This is a genomic window from Lacticaseibacillus daqingensis (assembly GCF_003946115.1).
Taxonomy (GTDB): Bacteria; Bacillota; Bacilli; order Lactobacillales; family Lactobacillaceae; genus Lacticaseibacillus; species Lacticaseibacillus daqingensis.
The window spans coordinates 256,552-272,949 of sequence record NZ_RHOH01000002.1; the positions used below are offsets into that span (position 1 = coordinate 256,552).

General features: G+C 59.5%; 19 protein-coding genes. 14 read left to right on the top strand and 5 right to left on the bottom strand.

Features of this window, described 5'->3' with window-relative positions; genetic code table 11:
* Positions 1-72: 72 nt before the first annotated feature.
* Both EKM88_RS03415 and EKM88_RS03420 read right to left on the bottom strand, forming a co-directional pair.
* Positions 73-1,254, bottom strand: coding sequence for a toxic anion resistance protein (locus EKM88_RS03415; protein ID WP_125703135.1), 1,182 nt, complete (start codon positions 1,252-1,254; stop codon positions 73-75).
* The gene (locus EKM88_RS03420) at positions 1,247-1,975 is read right to left on the bottom strand and encodes a 5-bromo-4-chloroindolyl phosphate hydrolysis family protein (RefSeq protein ID WP_125703137.1); all 729 of its coding nucleotides are present in this window, start codon (positions 1,973-1,975) and stop codon (positions 1,247-1,249) included. The genes EKM88_RS03415 and EKM88_RS03420 overlap by 8 nt, the downstream gene beginning before the upstream one ends.
* A 159-nt stretch (positions 1,976-2,134) precedes the next feature.
* Between EKM88_RS03420 and EKM88_RS03425 the strand changes: the two genes are divergently transcribed.
* The 13 genes from EKM88_RS03425 (at position 2,135) to EKM88_RS03485 (ending at position 12,801) form a co-directional block, all read left to right on the top strand.
* On the top strand, positions 2,135-2,677 hold the full coding sequence (locus EKM88_RS03425; protein WP_125703139.1) for an NUDIX domain-containing protein: 543 nt from the start codon (positions 2,135-2,137) through the stop codon (positions 2,675-2,677).
* On the top strand, positions 2,670-2,924 hold the full coding sequence (locus EKM88_RS03430) for a hypothetical protein (RefSeq protein ID WP_125703141.1): 255 nt from the start codon (positions 2,670-2,672) through the stop codon (positions 2,922-2,924). The genes EKM88_RS03425 and EKM88_RS03430 overlap by 8 nt, the downstream gene beginning before the upstream one ends.
* A gap of 75 nt (positions 2,925-2,999) precedes the next feature.
* On the top strand, positions 3,000-3,695 hold the full coding sequence (locus tag EKM88_RS03435; protein ID WP_125703143.1) for a 5'-methylthioadenosine/adenosylhomocysteine nucleosidase: 696 nt from the start codon (positions 3,000-3,002) through the stop codon (positions 3,693-3,695).
* Positions 3,696-3,716: 21 nt separating this feature from the next.
* The gene (locus tag EKM88_RS03440) at positions 3,717-4,865 is read left to right on the top strand and encodes a cysteine desulfurase family protein (protein ID WP_125703145.1); all 1,149 of its coding nucleotides are present in this window, start codon (positions 3,717-3,719) and stop codon (positions 4,863-4,865) included.
* 63 nt (positions 4,866-4,928) lie between these two features.
* On the top strand, positions 4,929-5,270 hold the full coding sequence (locus EKM88_RS03445; RefSeq protein ID WP_125703147.1) for a DUF1831 domain-containing protein: 342 nt from the start codon (positions 4,929-4,931) through the stop codon (positions 5,268-5,270).
* A 149-nt stretch (positions 5,271-5,419) separates the two neighbouring features.
* On the top strand, positions 5,420-6,550 hold the full coding sequence (gene mnmA / locus EKM88_RS03450; RefSeq protein WP_125703642.1) for a tRNA 2-thiouridine(34) synthase MnmA: 1,131 nt from the start codon (positions 5,420-5,422) through the stop codon (positions 6,548-6,550).
* A gap of 79 nt (positions 6,551-6,629) precedes the next feature.
* Complete coding sequence (locus EKM88_RS03455) at positions 6,630-7,148, top strand: methylated-DNA--[protein]-cysteine S-methyltransferase (protein WP_125703149.1); 519 nt, start codon at positions 6,630-6,632, stop codon at positions 7,146-7,148.
* 55 nt (positions 7,149-7,203) lie between these two features.
* Entirely contained in the window at positions 7,204-7,569 is a 366-nt protein-coding gene (locus tag EKM88_RS03460; protein WP_125703151.1) for a hypothetical protein, read from the top strand.
* Positions 7,557-7,760 carry a helix-turn-helix transcriptional regulator gene (locus tag EKM88_RS03465; RefSeq protein ID WP_125703153.1) on the top strand — a complete coding sequence of 68 codons (204 nt, stop codon included), beginning with the start codon at positions 7,557-7,559 and terminating at the stop codon, positions 7,758-7,760. The genes EKM88_RS03460 and EKM88_RS03465 overlap by 13 nt, the downstream gene beginning before the upstream one ends.
* A gap of 94 nt (positions 7,761-7,854) precedes the next feature.
* The gene (locus EKM88_RS03470; RefSeq protein WP_125703155.1) at positions 7,855-8,517 is read left to right on the top strand and encodes a histidine phosphatase family protein; all 663 of its coding nucleotides are present in this window, start codon (positions 7,855-7,857) and stop codon (positions 8,515-8,517) included.
* A gap of 19 nt (positions 8,518-8,536) precedes the next feature.
* Complete coding sequence (locus EKM88_RS03475) at positions 8,537-9,193, top strand: tetratricopeptide repeat protein (RefSeq protein WP_125703157.1); 657 nt, start codon at positions 8,537-8,539, stop codon at positions 9,191-9,193.
* A complete protein-coding gene (gene recD2 / locus EKM88_RS03480) occupies positions 9,186-11,576 on the top strand; it encodes an SF1B family DNA helicase RecD2 (protein WP_125703159.1) in 2,391 nt (796 codons plus the stop codon). The genes EKM88_RS03475 and recD2 overlap by 8 nt, the downstream gene beginning before the upstream one ends.
* A gap of 13 nt (positions 11,577-11,589) precedes the next feature.
* Complete coding sequence (locus EKM88_RS03485) at positions 11,590-12,801, top strand: GNAT family N-acetyltransferase (protein ID WP_125703161.1); 1,212 nt, start codon at positions 11,590-11,592, stop codon at positions 12,799-12,801.
* Between the two features lie 56 nt (positions 12,802-12,857).
* Here EKM88_RS03485 and EKM88_RS03490 read toward each other — a convergent pair whose 3' ends face one another.
* On the bottom strand, positions 12,858-13,805 hold the full coding sequence (locus tag EKM88_RS03490; RefSeq protein ID WP_125703164.1) for a diacylglycerol/lipid kinase family protein: 948 nt from the start codon (positions 13,803-13,805) through the stop codon (positions 12,858-12,860).
* Between the two features lie 165 nt (positions 13,806-13,970).
* Here EKM88_RS03490 and EKM88_RS03495 point away from each other — a divergent pair, with 165 nt between their 5' ends.
* Positions 13,971-14,294, top strand: coding sequence for a hypothetical protein (locus tag EKM88_RS03495; protein ID WP_125703166.1), 324 nt, complete (start codon positions 13,971-13,973; stop codon positions 14,292-14,294).
* A gap of 59 nt (positions 14,295-14,353) precedes the next feature.
* On the opposite strand, the gene rnjA is transcribed toward EKM88_RS03495, so the two are convergent.
* Together rnjA and EKM88_RS03505 are read right to left on the bottom strand one after the other, a co-directional pair.
* On the bottom strand, positions 14,354-16,036 hold the full coding sequence (rnjA, locus tag EKM88_RS03500; protein WP_125703167.1) for a ribonuclease J1: 1,683 nt from the start codon (positions 16,034-16,036) through the stop codon (positions 14,354-14,356).
* A gap of 5 nt (positions 16,037-16,041) precedes the next feature.
* Entirely contained in the window at positions 16,042-16,254 is a 213-nt protein-coding gene (locus EKM88_RS03505; protein ID WP_125703168.1) for a DNA-directed RNA polymerase subunit epsilon, read from the bottom strand.
* Positions 16,255-16,398 lie beyond the last annotated feature (144 nt).

A 16,398-nucleotide genomic window follows, 5' to 3' on the forward strand; every position in this document is an offset into this window, starting at 1 on the left:
GAATCAGGCGCCCGCCCTGTTTAGTTTGTGAGGATCGAGGCGATGCGGCGGTGGTCAAGCGGCCGGGAACGATTAAGCTTGCGGCCCCTGCATGCGGCCCGAGGTGTAGTCGAGCAGGTGGTTCTTGAGGTCGTTTTCCATATTGGAAAGCTCGGCCTCGGCGGCTTTGCGCTTGGCACGGCCGTCCTGCTGGATCTGCAGCGTCTGCTTGAGGGTGTCGACCAGGTCGTTTTGGGTCTGGGTGAGTGTCTCGATGTCCACGACGCCGCGCTCGTTTTCCTTGGCGGTTTCGACCGCGCTGATCTTGAGCATGGCGGCGTTTTTCTTCAACAGGTCATTGGTGGTTTCAGAGACCTGGCGCTGCGCGGTGACGGCGTCTTTTTGCCGCAACAGGGTGAGGGCGATCGCCACTTGGTTCTTCCACAACGGGATGGCCGTGTTGACGCTGGCCTGAATTTTTTCGGCCAGTGCTTGGTTGGTATTTTGAATCAGGCGGATCTGCGGCGCCTGCTGCAGGGTGATCTGCCGGGCCAACTGCAGGTCATAGGCGCGCTTTTCCAGGCGGGCCTGGAATTGCTTGAGGTCGTTGACTTCCTGCACCTTCATCTGATCGCCGGAGGCCTGCGCATCTGCGAGGGCGGCGGGGATGGTGGTTTGGTCCAGCTCCTGCAGTTTCATCTGCGCGGCGGCGATGTAGATGTTCAGCGCGTCAAAGTACGCCTTGTTCTGGCCGTACAGCTCATCGAGCATCTTGTTGTCGGTCAGCAGGCCTTGCTGCTCCTTTTCCAGGCGGCTGGCGATGGCGTCGATCTGGGCGCCAATCTTCTGGTACTTGGCCGTGATCTCAAAAATCGAGCGGCGCACCTTGCCGAACATCTTCTTGAAGATGTTGTTGTTTTCGGCGCGCAGTTCATCAGGGTTGGCCTCGTTCAGGCGGGCCATCAGGCTGGTCAGCGCGTCGCCGACCGCGCCAGTGTCTTGGCTTTGCACCTGGTTCAGCATAGTTTGGGAGAATTGCCCAAGCTGTTTTTGCGCCGCCGCGCCATAGGTCATCACCGCGTCTTGGGTTTTGACGTCCAGCTGCTTGGCCAGCTCATGGGCCTGGGCCTCTTGCTCGGGGGTCAGGCGCGCACTGGGGTTCGCCGCCTCAGCCGCGGCCGCTGGCGTGGGCTGGGGGGTGGCGGCAAACGGCTGGCTCAGCAGGTCGTTCACAAGGGATTGAGAATCGGTGGTTTGGGGTTGTTCGTCACTCATGCGTATGCTCCATTTCTTCTTGAACGGGTTGTTTGGAAAGGGTGCGGCCGGGCTGAACGGTGGATTCGGTCAGCCGCGGCGTGGTTTGCTTACGCGCCAAGTTGATGTCGGCGCTCAGGGCCTCGAGGTCATTTTCCACGAACGCCGCGTAGTCCTGGCGAATGCTTTCGGCCAGATCGCTCAGCGTATTGGCGGCGGTTGTCAGCACGGTGTAAGTGTCCGATGTTTTGACCTCGTGGTGGCTGATCTCCTCGTATTTCTCGGCGATGCGCACCAGGTTGGGCAACTGCTCGTAGATAAAGTGGCCGGCGTTAGCCAGCTGGGCGGGCGTTTTGACCACGGCCTTGAAGTAGGCGTGCAGGACATCTTGCAGGTCGTGATTCAAGGCCACCGCGCGGATCTTGGGAACGCGATCGGCAATCGCATCGAATTGGCGAATTTGCTCGGCGGCGGTGTCCATGGTGTCCCGAAACAGGTCGACTTCACTGTCACTGAGGCCAGAGTCCGCGTAGTGGGCCGCCATGGCTTCAGTGAGCGGTGGGGTGTCCTCGAGGACTTGTGGCCGGGGGCGTGACAGCTCCCCGATCAGCCGGGCTCCGCCGAAGACCACGGCCACGAACAGCGCAAGCCACCATTGACCGCTCAGCGCTCCGAGGGCGAAGCCGCCGACCGTCCAAAGGGCAATGCGCCAGAGGCGAATGCGTTTTTGCGTTTTTTTCACGGCGCGTCACTTCCTAATCTCTTATTCATCGTGCCTTAAGTTTACCATAGAACAAAGTGCGGAATATCCGCCCTAAGATGGACTTTACTTTAGTTTTGATTAAGCCGTTTGTAAAGCGGCACAAGATTGGTATCATTGAACCAGAAAGGGTGAGACACGATGGAACGCAAACTGGACGCAACCACATTATATGAAGGTCGGGTGCTGACGCTGACAAGGGTGCGCGTTGAGCTCCCCGATGGGCGCCGGCAAGTGCGCGAGATCGTGCACACCAATGGCGCGGCCGGGGTCTTGGCGCACCGCGGCGAGCGCGTGCTGTTCGTGCGTCAGTGGCGCACCCCGCTGAACCAGGAGACACTGGAGCTACCGGCGGGACGGATCGAACCTGGTGAGACGGCACTCGCTTGCGCCAAGCGCGAGCTTAACGAGGAGGGCCAGCTTGCGGCCAACCACTGGCAGCCGCTGACGGCCTTTTACCAAAGCGCCGGGTTCTCTGACGCGCACTTGACGCTGTTTGAGGCGCATCAGTTGCACCGACCAGACGTGCAGCGCCCGCTGGATGACGGCGAGGTGCTTGACGGGACCTGGTTGACACTGGCGGAGGCGCAGCAGGCGCAAGCGACGGGGCTGATCTGCGACGCCAAAACCGTCATCGGCTTGGCGTTGTGGCAACTGCAATGCATGGAGGGGACCAATGGCTGAGATCAAGACGCGCAAGGCATACCGCCAGGCGCAACACACCGAGGAAACGGAAGCGGCCGCGCGCGATGCGAAGCGGCGATCGGTTGAGCGGGAATACGCGAAGGAAAACCGGGCGCACCCCACCACCGGGCGCTTTGATGAGGTGACCTACAAGCGCGTCAACAGCCTCAAGAAGAAGCTGAACTGGGCGATCGGCATTGTGATCGTGCTGATCGCGCTGGTGGCGGGCGTGCTCTTTTGGTTGTGACTGACTTAAAGTGAGCGTAAAATAAGGGCTTGTGCCCCACGCGGTCAAGCGTGCGGCAAGATAGGAGAGAATTCAATGAAGTTAGGCGTCATCTGTGCGATGGAAGAAGAGATCCGCACGTTACTGGGGCAACTGGACAACCAACAGGAACAGGTCTTTGCCAGTCAAACGTATTACAGCGGCACCATTGACGGTGTGGCTGTCACGCTGGTCGAATGCGGCATCGGCAAAGTGCAAGCGGCAATGACCACCGCCGTTTTGATCAACGAGTATCACCCGGATGTCGTGATCAACACCGGCTCCGCAGGGGGGATCGGCCCGGCACTCAACATTGGCGATGTCGTGATCGCCAGCAGCGTGGCTTATCACGATGTCGACTCGACCGCGTTTGGCTACCTGCCGGGGCAGCTACCACAGCAGCCACAACGGTTTGAAAGCGATCCGGCGCTGGTGCAGGCGATCGCTACCGCCGCCAACACGGTGGCCTTGACTACCCACGTCGGCCTGATCGTTTCTGGGGATCAGTTCATCAACAGCACTGCGGCCATCGCACGCATTCACGGGATCTACCCCGAAGCGCTGGCGGCCGAGATGGAAGGCGCGGCGATTGGCCAAGTCGCCAGCCAGTTCCACGTGCCGTTCGTGGTGATTCGCGCGATGAGCGACACGGGGGACGAAAGCGCCAGCGTCAACTTCGACACGTTCATCATTGAGGCCGGCAAGCAAAGCGCCGCGATGCTTCTGGCTTACATTCAGCAGCTGGCCGCCTAGCGGTCTAAAGGAGTTCAAAACATGCACACTTACCTCGATAATGCCGCCACGACACCGATGGCTCAGCAGGTCATCGCGGTGATGGCAGAACAAATGCAACAGGATTTTGGCAACCCGAGTTCTACGCACTGGTTCGGGCGCACGGCCCACACGGTGATGGACCAAAGCCGCCAGACGCTGGCGCAAAGCATTGGCGCTAAGCCGACGGAACTGCAGTTCACCAGCGGCGCGACGGAGGCGAATAACACCGCCATCCTGCAAACGGCCCACAGCCGCCAGGCGCTCGGGCGGCACATCATCACCACCGCCATTGAGCATCCGAGCGTCTTGAAGCCGATGGCCCAGCTTGAGCAGGAAGGCTTTACGGTGACGTATCTGCCGGTGGACGAAACCGGCCAGATCAGTCTGGCGGATTTTGACGCCGCGCTGGATGACGAAACGATCCTAGTGTCCGTCATGATGGGGAACAATGAGATGGGCAGCCACTTGCCGATCGCGGCCATCGGGACTCGGTTGGCGGCGCACCAGGCGTGGTTTCACACAGATGCGACCCAGGCGTACGGGTTGTTGCCGATCGATGTTGACGCGTTGGGCGTTGACCTGCTCAGCGTCTCGGCGCATAAGCTCAATGGGCCCAAGGGCGTTGGCTTTTTGTACCGGCGAGCCGACCACAACTTCCCGCCGCTGATGCGCGGGGGTGAGCAGGAGATGAAGCGCCGCGCCGGCACGGAAAATGTCGTCAGCATCGCGGGCTTTGCCGAGGCTGTGCGCCTGATCTCGGATCAGGAAAAGGCGGATCGGCAGGCGAAGTACCTCGGGTTCAAGCACCAGATCATGGCAGGCTTGCGTGCGGCAGATGTGGCGTTTGAAGTCAACGGCACCGTTCAGGCCGATGCGCTCAACCACGTGTTCAACCTCTGGTTCCCGGGTGTTTCGACCTATGCGCTTCAGACCAATCTTGATCTGGCGGGCTTTGCCGTGTCCGGCGGGTCGGCCTGCACGGCGGGCAGTCTCGAGCCCTCGCATGTGCTGACCGCGATGTATGGGGCGGCGAGCCCCCGTATTGCCGAATCGATTCGTGTCAGCTTCGGCAGCACCACGACCGCGCTTGAAATCACCCAGTTCACGACGGTGCTGACCAAGATTGTGACCCGTTTGCGCAAGAAGTAGCGTGCACGAGTACCGACGACAATGGTAGAATGAGAGGGTATTCAACGCGAGGAGTGTGATCACATGGCATTAGCGACAACGGGGTCGGTATTGGGCGACCCGAAGACTTATCAAATTAGCCCGAACCTGAAGCGGTACACGTTGATCGACTTGGGCTTTGTGCAGACGAAGAACGGCAACTTCCAGCTGGAGCGCAGCTTGGATCCCAACTCACCGTTCACGGCGGCTAACAAGCTCAAGGTGACGGTCAAAAAGGACCTGTCCGCCTTTCAGATGAGTGCCACCACCGGTAACGGGCTCAAGGCCGTCAACATCTTTAAGGATGAGAAAACCGCAGACAATGTCGAACAGTACCACTACTTGATCGAGAACATGATCGAGCGGTCGGTGCTGGTGGCGCTGTAGGCGATGCAAAAGGCTGCTTAGGCAGCCTTTTTGCGTGGTCGGCGGGCCACTAACTTTTCGTTAGGATTGTTTTTGGCGGCGGCACTGGTATAATGAAGGCTACTGGAATTGACGACCTTCAAATCGGAGAACTCCAGAATCTGATTGAAATGATGGTGATCTTTTTGGACAACAGCAACACCCGCGTTGTCGTCGGGATGTCAGGTGGGGTGGACTCGTCTGTCACCGCCTTGCTCCTGAAGCAGCAAGGGTATGATGTCGTCGGCGTCTTCATGAAAAACTGGGACGACACCGACGAAAACGGGGTCTGTACCGCGACCACGGACTACGAAGACGTGGCCAAGGTGGCCAGCGAAATCGGCATTCCGTACTACGCGATCAACTTTGAAAAGGAATACTGGGACCGCGTGTTCCAGTACTTTCTAGATGAATACAAGGCCGGCCGCACCCCCAACCCCGACGTGATGTGTAACAAGGAAATCAAGTTCAAGGCGTTCTTGGACTACGCGGACGAACTGGACGCGGACTACATCGCCATGGGGCATTACGCGCAGACGCGCACAGATGAGGCCGGCACCGTGCACATGTTGCGCGGGGCGGATGGCAACAAGGACCAGACCTACTTTTTGAGTCAGCTGGCGCAAAAGCAGCTCAAGCGGGCCCTGTTCCCGATCGGGCATCTGCAAAAGCCTGAGGTGCGCGCGATCGCTGCGGAGTACGGGTTGGCTACCGCCAAGAAGAAGGACTCCACCGGCATCTGCTTCATCGGTGAGCGCAACTTCAAGCAGTTCCTCTCGACCTACCTGCCGGCGCAGCCTGGTCAGATGATGACGACGGACGGGGTGCCGATGGGCCAGCATGATGGACTGATGTATTACACGATCGGCCAGCGCTCCGGCCTGGGGATCGGCGGCAATAGCCAGAACTCCGAGCCGTGGTTCGTTGTCGGCAAGGACTTGGCCCACAACGTGTTGTATGTCGGCCAGGGTTTCAACAACCCGGCCCTGATGGCGACCAGCCTTGACGCCAGTGGCATGAGCTTCTTTACCGGGCACGCACCGGCGCAGACCTTTCACTGCACGGCGAAGTTCCGCTACCGGCAGGCCGACACCGGCGTGACGGTGACGCTTGACGGCGACCGCGCCAAGATCGTCTTTGACGAGCCTGTGCGCGCGATCACGCCGGGACAGGCCGTGGTCTTGTACGAGGGTGAGGAGTGCCTCGGTGGGGGCACGATCGATCTGGCGTACAACGAGGCCAAGGTGCTGCAGTACATCTAATCCTGAAGCAGCCACTTTGCTGGCTGCTTTTTGCGTGGCCAGATGATAAAATAAAGCAAACGTATGTACGGAGGACGCCATGGATACCATCACTTATGCTTCACCGCTGGGCCCACTGACCCTTTTGGCCGATCAAGCCGCTTTGGTGGGCTGTTGGTTTGATTCTCAGGCCTACTTTGGCGGGGCGTTTGACCTCGCGCAGGCGCACCATCGAGAGACGCCGGTGTTGCAGGCGGCCAGTGCCTGGCTGGACGCCTACTTTGCCGGGCGCCAACCCACGCAAAAGGTGCCGCTGCGCCTAACCGGGACTCCGTTTCGACAGGCGGTGGCGGCACAGCTCCAGCAGATCCCCTGGGGTCACACGGTCACGTATCAGGCGTTGGCCGCGCGCTTGGCGCATACTGGCCGTGTGACCAGTCCGCGGGCGATCGGTGGGGCGGTGGGTCATAATCCGCTCAGCTTGTTTGTCCCATGTCACCGGGTGGTGGCCGTGTCGGGTGCGCTGACCGGGTACGCCGGTGGGTTGCGTCGCAAGGTTGCGCTACTCGAGTTGGAGGGCGTGCCAGTCGATCGTGTGCATGATCGGATTGACAAGTGAACTTGGCAAGCGTACGCTTGGACTGACAAGTTAACTTGGCAATGGAGGCGGAAGGATGAAAAAAGCAACGATTTTGGCGCGCAGTCGGCGCGCCAACCTGCTGGGGGATGAGCGCGATCGGCAGGTGCGGGCGGCCGCTGATCAGATGGGACACCTCATCGTGTGGTGGGGGCTGTTGCTCGTGTTGCTGGCAGGGTTGATCCAGCAGCTGCGCGGCGCCACACCGTGGGTGACGCCGTGGTTGCCACTGGCGCTGCTGAGTTGGGATGACTGCGCGCAAGCGGTGGTGCGCCTGCGCCGTGCACCGGGGCGGGTAGTGGGCTGGCCGCGGATCGAAGCGTGGAGCGCCGGCGTGATGGCGGTGGCCGGCACAGTCTTGTGCCTCATCTCGCTGCTAGAGGCACACGGATGGACCAGCTGACGCTGCATACGCACCTCAAGCAGGCGCGCACGGCGCAAGGCCTGTCGCAGCAGGCGCTGGCAGACCTTGTGGGGGTGTCGCGTAACACGATCAGCTCGATTGAAACCGGCCAGTTCTCGCCCACGGCGAAGTTAGCGTTGGTGCTGTCCGTGGCGCTCGACGTGTCCTTTGAGGAGCTGTTTTACTTTTAATGTCTGGCAGGCGTCTACGTTCGCTGCCCGAACCCTTGAATTGTCGCCGCAGAATCGCGATAATTAAAGAGATACAATCGAAGGGGGACCAAACGTGACGCGGTTATACTTTGTTCGACACGGGAAGACACAGTGGAATCTGGCGGGGCGCTACCAGGGGGCTAACGGGGATTCACCGTTGCTACCGGAGAGTTACACGCAGATCGCGCAACTGGCCGCGTGCCTGCGACCGATCCACTTCGCGCACGCGTACGTGAGCCCACTGCCGCGCGCCCAAAAAACGGCGGCTGCGCTGATCGCCGCCCTTGATCAACCGATCCCGACGACCACGACGGCGGGGATGCGGGAGTTCAATCTGGGCAAGATGGAAGGCATGAAGTTTGCCGACGTCGCGAAACGCTACCCCAAGGAACTGCAGGCCTTTCGGCACGCGCCGGCTGATTACGATCCCACCGCGATCGACGGGGAGACGTTTCCCGCGCTGATCGCCCGCATGCAACCGGTGGTGCTGGATGCGGTCAGGGCGGATGAAACTGGGCGTGAAAACCTGCTGTTTGTCAGCCATGGGGCTGCCCTTGTCGCCTTGATCCAGAGCCTGCTGGGCACGCCCATTGCGCAGATGCGAAAAGACGGTGGGTTGACCAATTCCAGCGTGACGATCCTCGAGGCCAGCAGTGCGACCTTGCCGTTCAAGCTGATTCGCTGGAACGACACGCACTTTTTGACGCGCACCCCTGACCCCACCGATACGATTTAGTGATTTCAAGGAGGCCATAATGGCAGATTCAATGATCGCGCAGTTTAACCGCGGAGACCACGACGCGGCGATCCAGGCAGCCGTGCAGGCCATCGACGCCAAGCCGACGGACCCGAAGCGCTACGCCACGCTTGCCACAATGCTGATCGGCATTCACGCTTACGATGAGGCGAGCCAGCTGATCCTGCGCGCGCAGGGACTGTTTCCGGGAGACCGAGAGCTGACTTACGACGCCGGCTTGCTGGCGTATGCCCAGGAGAACTACCTGTTGGCCACACGTTACTTCAAGCAGCTGACTGCAGCGCATCCGCTGCGCGCCGATGCGCAGTACATGCTGGCGCTGTGCTACCAGCAGCTCGACCAGCCACAGCTGGCACTGGCATTCGCGCTGACGGCGCACGAGGCGGACCGCACGCGCGTGGACGCGGCACTGTTGGCCGCGGAGCTCCTGCTGGCGCTCGGTGTGTTCGACCAGGCTGGCGCGATGCTGACCCCATTTTTAAAGATGAAAGACGCCAAGGTGCTGTTCACGTATGGCATGGCGCAAGTCGGTGCCGGTCGCGATGGCAGTGCGTGGCTCGACGCGGCTAAGGCGCTCGACCCCGCCGGTTACGACCAGCAGGCCAAGCAGGTGCGCGATATCGCAGGCTTCTTGAAGGCACAGGCGCATGAGTGAGCCGCACACCGTCAGTGGCCGCGTCAAGGCCATCTTTTTTCAGAACCCCACGAACTTCTTCAAGATCCTGCTGGTGGCCATCAAGACCAAGGACTTCGATTGGCCGGAGCAGGAAATCGTGGTGACCGGCAGCTTTGGCGACATCAAGGAGGACGAGACCTACACGTTTACGGGGAGCTTGGTCAATCACCCGAAGTACGGTGGCCAGTTTCAGGCGGCCAACTACCAGGTGGAAAAGCCGACCAGTAAGCAGGGCCTGGTCAACTACCTGAGCTCCGATAAGTTTTTCGGCATCGGCCAGAAGACAGCGGCCAAGATCGTCGACGCACTGGGGATGAGTGCGATCGATCAGATCCTCAAGGATGAGGCGGTACTGCGGCCACTGGGACTCAACGCCCAAAAGCGGGCAGTGCTGGTCGAAAACTTGACCGCTAACCTCGGCATGGAGCAGGTGATCATCGGGCTCAACGACTTTGGCTTTACCAGTAACATGGCGGCGCGCATCTACCAGCTGTACGGCACGGATGCGTTGCACGTGATCGCCGATAACCCTTACCAGCTGATCGCCGATGTGGACGGGATCGGTTTTAAGCGCGCTGATGCGATCGCAGCTAAGTTGGACATCGCTGCGGATGCCTCGATCCGGCTGGCGGGCGCGGTGCTGGACGCGTTGAGCGAGCTGACAGACGGCACCGGCGACACCTACGCGCAGCTGGCAACGCTGATCGAGGCCACCATCACGCTTTTGGAAGGGGCGCGCAACGTTGCGATCAGCCCGGACGCGGTGGCGGAGGCGCTGATCGCGCTGACCCGCAAAAATCAGCTGTATGTCGAAGAAAAGCGCGTCTTTCCGAAGCGCTTATTTGATGCGGAAGGGACCATTGCAGACCGGCTGAAGCTACTGCTGGGGCAAAACGCGGACGCGCCCAGTGACAAGTCCGTCCAAAAGGCGTTGCGCACCATCGAAAAGCGTGAAGGCATCACCTACGATGACACACAGACTCAGGCGATTCAAACAGCGATGCAACAGCAGGTGTTCTTGCTGACTGGGGGCCCGGGGACGGGCAAAACCACGGTGGTGAACGGCATTGTCCGGGTGTACGCGGAGCTCAACGGGCTGTCTCTGGATCCTAACCAGTACAAGGATGAGGTCTTTCCGCTGATGCTGGCGGCGCCGACCGGCCGGGCCGCTAAGCGCATGATGGAGGCGACCGGGTTGCCGGCCAGCACGATTCATCGGCTGCTGGGGTTGGCCGTCGATACGCAGGAGTTTGAGCCCAAGGACCTGCCGGACGGGTTGCTGATCGTCGATGAAATGTCCATGGTCGACACGTACCTCTTTCGCACCCTGCTGACGGCGTTGCAGCCGGGGATCAAGCTGATCTTGGTCGGGGACAAGGACCAGCTACCAAGCGTTGGGCCTGGGCAGGTGTTTGCGGATATGCTGCGTAGCCACACGTTGCCAAGCATGGCGCTGACCCACATTCATCGCCAGGATGCCGACAGTTCGATCATTCCGCTGGCGCATGCCATCAACCGCGGCGTTTTGCCACCGGATTGGCAGCATAATCAGGCCGACCGCTCCTTCATCCTGTGTCCACCCAACCAGCTGGCCCAGGCGGTGGGGCAGGTGGTCGGCAAGGCGGCACAGAAGTTTGACCCGGCTAATATTCAGGTGTTGGCCCCGATGTACCGCGGACCGGCCGGTATCGACCAGTTGAATCCGCTGATCCAGGCGATCCTCAACCCCAAACGCAGCGAGCGGACTAAGGAAGTGGCGGCCGTTGACGGGGTGTACCGCATCGGTGATAAGGTGCTCCAATTGGTCAACAACCCGGAGGCCAACGTCTACAACGGCGAGCTGGGTCAAGTCGCCGGCATCACGCTGGCCAAGCAAGCGGACTCCAAAACTGATGAGCTCACGCTGGACTTTGACGGCAACGAGCTGACGTACAAGCGCACCGACTGGACCAAGATCACGCTGGCCTATGCGACCTCGATCCACAAGGCGCAGGGCAGTGAGTTCTCGGTGGTCGTCTTGCCGCTGACGTTGGGCAGTCGCCGGATGCTGGCGCGTAACCTGCTGTACACCGCGGTGACGCGCGCCAAGGACTTCCTGATCCTGATGGGCGACCCGCGCGCCTTTGAGCTGGCGGTGCAAGCCGTGGCGGATAATCGCCAAACCGCCTTGATCGAACGGTTGCAAACCGTTTTGACCAAAGTTGACAGCGAATCGGTGCCTGCGGATAATGAAAGTGACCCCATCGCTGACCCGCCGGCTGCGCCTGCGCGGTTGACCACGGCGATGGTGACCCAAAACCTGGTGGACCCGATGATCGGGATGACTGGGGTCACGCCGCAGACTGTCGCGGCCCAAGAATAAGAAAGAGGTTTTTATGTCAGACTTACGTTCCGAACTTGAGATTCGCCGACTGACGCCGGCTGACCTTGAGCAATTCAATGACCTGCTTGCGTATGTGTTTCAGGTGACCGCCAAGGACATGGAGGAAGGCGGCTACGAGGAAGGTGAGCTGGAGCGGGCCAAGCGCCCGGTATTGGAGAAGTCGGACGTGATCGGCTGGTTCCACGGGGATGAGCTGATTTCACAGCTGGCGATTTACCCGTGCCGCGTCAACCTGCACGGCACGATTTACGAGATGGGTGGGCTGACCGGGGTCGGGACCTACCCTGAGTACGCAGGGCACGGCCTGATGCACGATCTAGTCAAGCTGGGGCTGCGGCACATGCGCGAGCATCAGCAGTGGATTTCGTACTTGTACCCGTACAGCATTCCGTTTTACCGCAAAAAAGGGTGGGAGATCATGTCCGACCACCTGACCTTCGATGTGCGTGATACGCAGCTTCCCAAGGCAGTGCCGAACATGCCCGGGCACGTGGAGCGGCTGGAGATCGATGATCCGGACGTCATTGAGACGTACAACCGCTTTGCGCTGCACAACCATGGCGCGATGATCCGTAACCAGCTGAACTGGGATGAGTACTGGCGCTGGGAAAACGAAGAGGAGCGCATTGCCGGGGTTTATTACGACGACCATGACATTCCGCAGGGCTACGTGCTGTACTGGATCGCCAACGAGGTCTTTCACATCAAGGAAATGGTGTACAACACGCAGGAGGCGCGCATCGGGTTGTGGAACTTCGTGGCGGCCCACTTCTCCATGGTCGAACACGTTAAGGGGAACATCTACAAGAACGAGCCGCTGCATTTTCTGTTGGATGACGGCGATATTCAGCAGACCATTCACCCGTACTACATGGCGCGTATCGTGGATGTGGCCGAATTCTTGAAGGCCTATCCGTTCGTGGAGCCAGCGGGCGCGCTACACTTTGTCGTCACGGATCCCTTGGCTGAGTGGAACAACGGCGTCTTTGGCATTTGGTGGGATAAAGCAGGCCTGCATGTCACCGATCGACCGGTGGGCGAAGCGGTCCACCTGGACATTCAGACGCTGACGACGATGCTGATGAGCTACCGGCGGCCGTCCTACCTGGCGAAAATCGAGCGGCTTCAGGCCTCCAAGCAGGCCGTGAAGTTGTTGGAAAACCTGATCCCGATGGATGAACCGTACTTCTCCGATTACTTCTGACCCTAACCCAAAGCGGCCCCGGCTTCCAGTGTATGGAAGCCGGGGCCGCTTTGGGTTTAGTCCAGTTTGAGCCAAAATGGTTGCTGGGTCACGCTGAAGTCGAGTTGGAACGCACGCGTACCCATCTCCTCACCGTCCATCTGGCCGAACTCCAGGGAATTGGTTTCGACGACCAGGTGATCCGATTTGAAGTGATGCACGGCCTTGTACTTCATGTGTTTGCCGCGAATCAGTTCCAGCAACAGGAAGAGGAAATAGGGGATGTTGAGGTTTTCGACCACGATCAGGTCCAGCTCACCATCTGTCGGCGTTGCGGTGGGGAGGATCCGAATGCCACCGCCGAAGTAAGGATGGTTCGTGGTGGTACACAGAAAGGCCCGCGGAATGTGTTCGTACTTGCCGTTGGCGTGGACGGTGACCGGGAAGGGGCGCCGTGAGAAGAAGACGTTGACAACGCCGAACATGTACGCGAGGCTGCCCAGGTGCAACTTGTTCAAAAGCTTCTTGTAGCTGCCGCGATTAGCCGCGGCAACGGCAGCGGCGTCAAAGCCAAAGCCGATGTTATTGACGAAATAGCCGCTTTCATGGCGGGTCTGTTCCGTGTAGCGGCCGATGTCTAGCGTGACCGGCTGGGTGGCAGCCAGCACGTGGTCGAGCGCCTTCATCGGGTCCTGCGGCAGACCAATGCCTCGCGCAAAGTCGTTACCGGAGCCGGCAGGGATGTACGCAACCGGTAGTGCTGGTTGGTCACTTTGACGCAATCCGGTGATGGTTTGATTCAGCGTGCCATCGCCACCGATCACCATGACAACGGCATTCTTGTGCGTGTTGAAGCTACTGATCTGGTGTCCGAGTTGAACGGCGTGGCCGGCGTAGCGACTGACCCGAATCTCATAGTCGTAGTGGCGCTCATCGAGCACCTTGCGCACTGCCTTGAATGTTGCCACCGAGGTGCCAGAACCTGCGGCGGGGTTGAAGATAATATAGAAAAAAACAGCGGCCATGCCTTTACCCCTTCCAAATTTCACTATTGTTGATTATACCGGGCCGTTTTGCATAAAACAACTCATAAACTTTGCCCTGCCGCTTTTTCCCGTGAATCAGCCCTGCGCCCGAGGTGGGGGTGAGCCGGCGCGCGTAAACTGAGGGCAGAAGCTGGAGGTGAGGGGATGACCCCAAGATTTTTGCAAAAAATGGCGGCAGGAGGGGCTTTTGCGCTGATGACACGGCGGTTGACAACGCTGCTGGCCCAGCCAAACCGCACCCGAGCCCAGCAGGGGCAGCTGGTGGGTCTGATCGTCCTGGACCTCGTCATTGCCGTGTTTGCGTTCGGCCTAGTCGGGTTGGTTGGCTGGACCATGGTGCGAACGGGTGATGTCGACCTGCCGTTGCTCGTAGTCACGGCACTGCTGGCGGTGGCCGGTGGGGTTTGGGGCACCATCGGGATTGGCGCCCTGATTGGACTCGGTGGTCGGGACCATTTGACGCGATGAAACGATAAGAAAGACCCGTCAGGCCAAATGCGCATTGGTCTGACGGGTCTCTTTTTGGGTTACAGGGTGATCAGCATGGGCAGAATCACTGGGTGCCGCTCGGTTTTGTCAAACAGGAACTCCTGCAAGTTAGCCGTGATGGCTTCCTTGAGCATTGCCTCGGTGACCTTTTCGTTCTCTTTAAAGGTGCTCTTGATCGTGCGGTAGACGCGGCGTTGCGCCTGATTGATCAGCTCACCGGACTCACGCATGTAGATAAAGCCGCGGGAGAGCAGGTCAGGGCCGGCCAACACCGCTTGCTTTTGCATGTTGAGGGTGGCCACGACGACCACGAGGCCTTCTTGGGAAAGCAGGCGCCGGTCGCGAATGACGGCATTGCCGATGTCTCCGATGCCACTGCCATCGATGTAAACATCAGCGGCGGGGAAGTGGCCCGCACGGCGGGCGCTGTCCGGCGTCAATGCCAAAACGTCCCCGTTGTCCATGATGAAACAGTGGTCCTCCGGCACGTGGCACTCCTGCGCCAGTTCGGTGTGGATCTTCAGCATCCGGTATTCCCCGTGGATCGGCATGAAGAACTTCGGCTTCATCAACCGTAGCATCAGCTTTTGTTCCTCTTGGCCCCCGTGACCGGAGGTGTGGATGTTGTTGACCTTCCCGTGAATGACCTCGGCCCCGGCTTCTTCCAGCTCGTTGATCACGTGGTTTACGCTGACCGTGTTCCCCGGGATCGGATTGGAGGAGAAGATGACGGTGTCGCCCGGTTGAATCGAGATCTGACGGTGGGTCCCGTTGGCGATTCGCGACAAGGCGGCCATCGGTTCGCCTTGCGAGCCGGTACACAGGATCATGACCTCGCCGGCCGGGATCTTGTTGAGCTCGTGGCTGTCGATCAGCACGTCGTCAGGAATGTCCAGGTAGCCGAGTTCGCGGCCGTTCACCATCGCGGTTTCCATCGAGCGCCCAAACACCGCAATTTTGCGGCCGTGGTCCATCGCAGCCTGAGCCGCTTGGGCAATTCGGCTGATGTTGGAAGCGAACGTGGCGAAAATGATGCGACCTTCGATGCCATCGAACAGGTGGCGAATCGAGTGGCCGACGAAGCGCTCGGACTTGGTGAAGTTCGGCACCTCAGCGTTCGTCGAGTCGGACATCAACAGCAGGACGCCTTCTTCACCGAGCCGCGCCATTTTCTGGAGGTTCGGTGACGGTTGGTCGCCTACCGGGGTCAAGTCAAACTTGTAGTCCCCAGTTTCAACGATGACCCCCTGCGGCGTGTGAATTGCCACACCCAGCGTATCAGGAATACTGTGGGTGGTCCGGAAAAAGTCGATCCAGACTTTCCGGAACTTCAGCACGCTGTCTTCCTTGAGCTCATGCAACTCGGTGGTGCGCAGCAGGCCGTGTTCTTCCAGCTTGCCGCGGATCAGCGCGGCTGCCAACGGTGGGGCGTAAACCGGTGCATTGGGCACCTGCTTCAGGAAGTAGGGAATGCCCCCGATGTGGTCTTCGTGACCATGGGTGATGACGAGGGCCTTGATCTTGTCCTGGTTTTGCACCAGGTAGGAGTAGTCGGAAATCACATAATCAATTCCGAGGAGGTCGTCTTCCGGAAACTTGATCCCGGCATCGATGACGATGATCTCATCTTGGAACTGAACCCCGTACATGTTCTTCCCAATTTCACCTAAACCACCGATCGCAAAAACGGCGGTTTCGTTATTTTTGACGTTGAGTTTCATCTAGATTAAAACTCCGTCAGCTTGAAGTCTGGCTCGCGCTTCTCAAAATCCAAGAAGTTGCCAGTCAGCTCTTGCACGAGTTCGATGTTGTATGGGGTGTGGTCTTCCACGAGTGCCCGTGCTGATGCCGCAGAGTCCGCCTCGAGGTAAAGCGTTTCTGTGGTTTCCCGTTTCGGGTTGCGAACCTTGTCGCGTTGGTACAGTACTTTGTAAATCATGTTACGGCTCCTTTCCGTCTACGCAAAGAACGCCCCGCACTCGGGGTGTCTCAGCGATTTACCGGTCGTTTGTTGAGGGCTGCTCAACAGTTATGATTAGTTTATCATACATCCGGCAGTGATGCCACGCCCCTTGGCGCCGGC

Excerpts from the sequence above, each read along its gene's own strand:
- EKM88_RS03490 (WP_125703164.1), bottom strand. The coding sequence starts at position 13,805 with ATGGCCGCTGTTTTTTTCTATATTATCTTCAACCCCGCCGCAGGTTCT.
- EKM88_RS03435 (WP_125703143.1), top strand. The coding sequence starts at position 3,000 with ATGAAGTTAGGCGTCATCTGTGCGATGGAAGAAGAGATCCGCACGTTA.
- recD2 (WP_125703159.1), top strand. The coding sequence starts at position 9,186 with ATGAGTGAGCCGCACACCGTCAGTGGCCGCGTCAAGGCCATCTTTTTT.
- rnjA (WP_125703167.1), bottom strand. The coding sequence starts at position 16,036 with ATGAAACTCAACGTCAAAAATAACGAAACCGCCGTTTTTGCGATCGGT.
- EKM88_RS03440 (WP_125703145.1), top strand. The coding sequence starts at position 3,717 with ATGCACACTTACCTCGATAATGCCGCCACGACACCGATGGCTCAGCAG.
- EKM88_RS03430 (WP_125703141.1), top strand. The coding sequence starts at position 2,670 with ATGGCTGAGATCAAGACGCGCAAGGCATACCGCCAGGCGCAACACACC.
- EKM88_RS03460 (WP_125703151.1), top strand. The coding sequence starts at position 7,204 with ATGAAAAAAGCAACGATTTTGGCGCGCAGTCGGCGCGCCAACCTGCTG.
- EKM88_RS03425 (WP_125703139.1), top strand. The coding sequence starts at position 2,135 with ATGGAACGCAAACTGGACGCAACCACATTATATGAAGGTCGGGTGCTG.
- EKM88_RS03445 (WP_125703147.1), top strand. The coding sequence starts at position 4,929 with ATGGCATTAGCGACAACGGGGTCGGTATTGGGCGACCCGAAGACTTAT.
- EKM88_RS03415 (WP_125703135.1), bottom strand. The coding sequence starts at position 1,254 with ATGAGTGACGAACAACCCCAAACCACCGATTCTCAATCCCTTGTGAAC.
- EKM88_RS03455 (WP_125703149.1), top strand. The coding sequence starts at position 6,630 with ATGGATACCATCACTTATGCTTCACCGCTGGGCCCACTGACCCTTTTG.
- EKM88_RS03475 (WP_125703157.1), top strand. The coding sequence starts at position 8,537 with ATGGCAGATTCAATGATCGCGCAGTTTAACCGCGGAGACCACGACGCG.
- EKM88_RS03465 (WP_125703153.1), top strand. The coding sequence starts at position 7,557 with ATGGACCAGCTGACGCTGCATACGCACCTCAAGCAGGCGCGCACGGCG.
- EKM88_RS03485 (WP_125703161.1), top strand. The coding sequence starts at position 11,590 with ATGTCAGACTTACGTTCCGAACTTGAGATTCGCCGACTGACGCCGGCT.
- EKM88_RS03495 (WP_125703166.1), top strand. The coding sequence starts at position 13,971 with ATGACCCCAAGATTTTTGCAAAAAATGGCGGCAGGAGGGGCTTTTGCG.
- mnmA (WP_125703642.1), top strand. The coding sequence starts at position 5,420 with ATGATGGTGATCTTTTTGGACAACAGCAACACCCGCGTTGTCGTCGGG.
- EKM88_RS03505 (WP_125703168.1), bottom strand. The coding sequence starts at position 16,254 with ATGATTTACAAAGTACTGTACCAACGCGACAAGGTTCGCAACCCGAAA.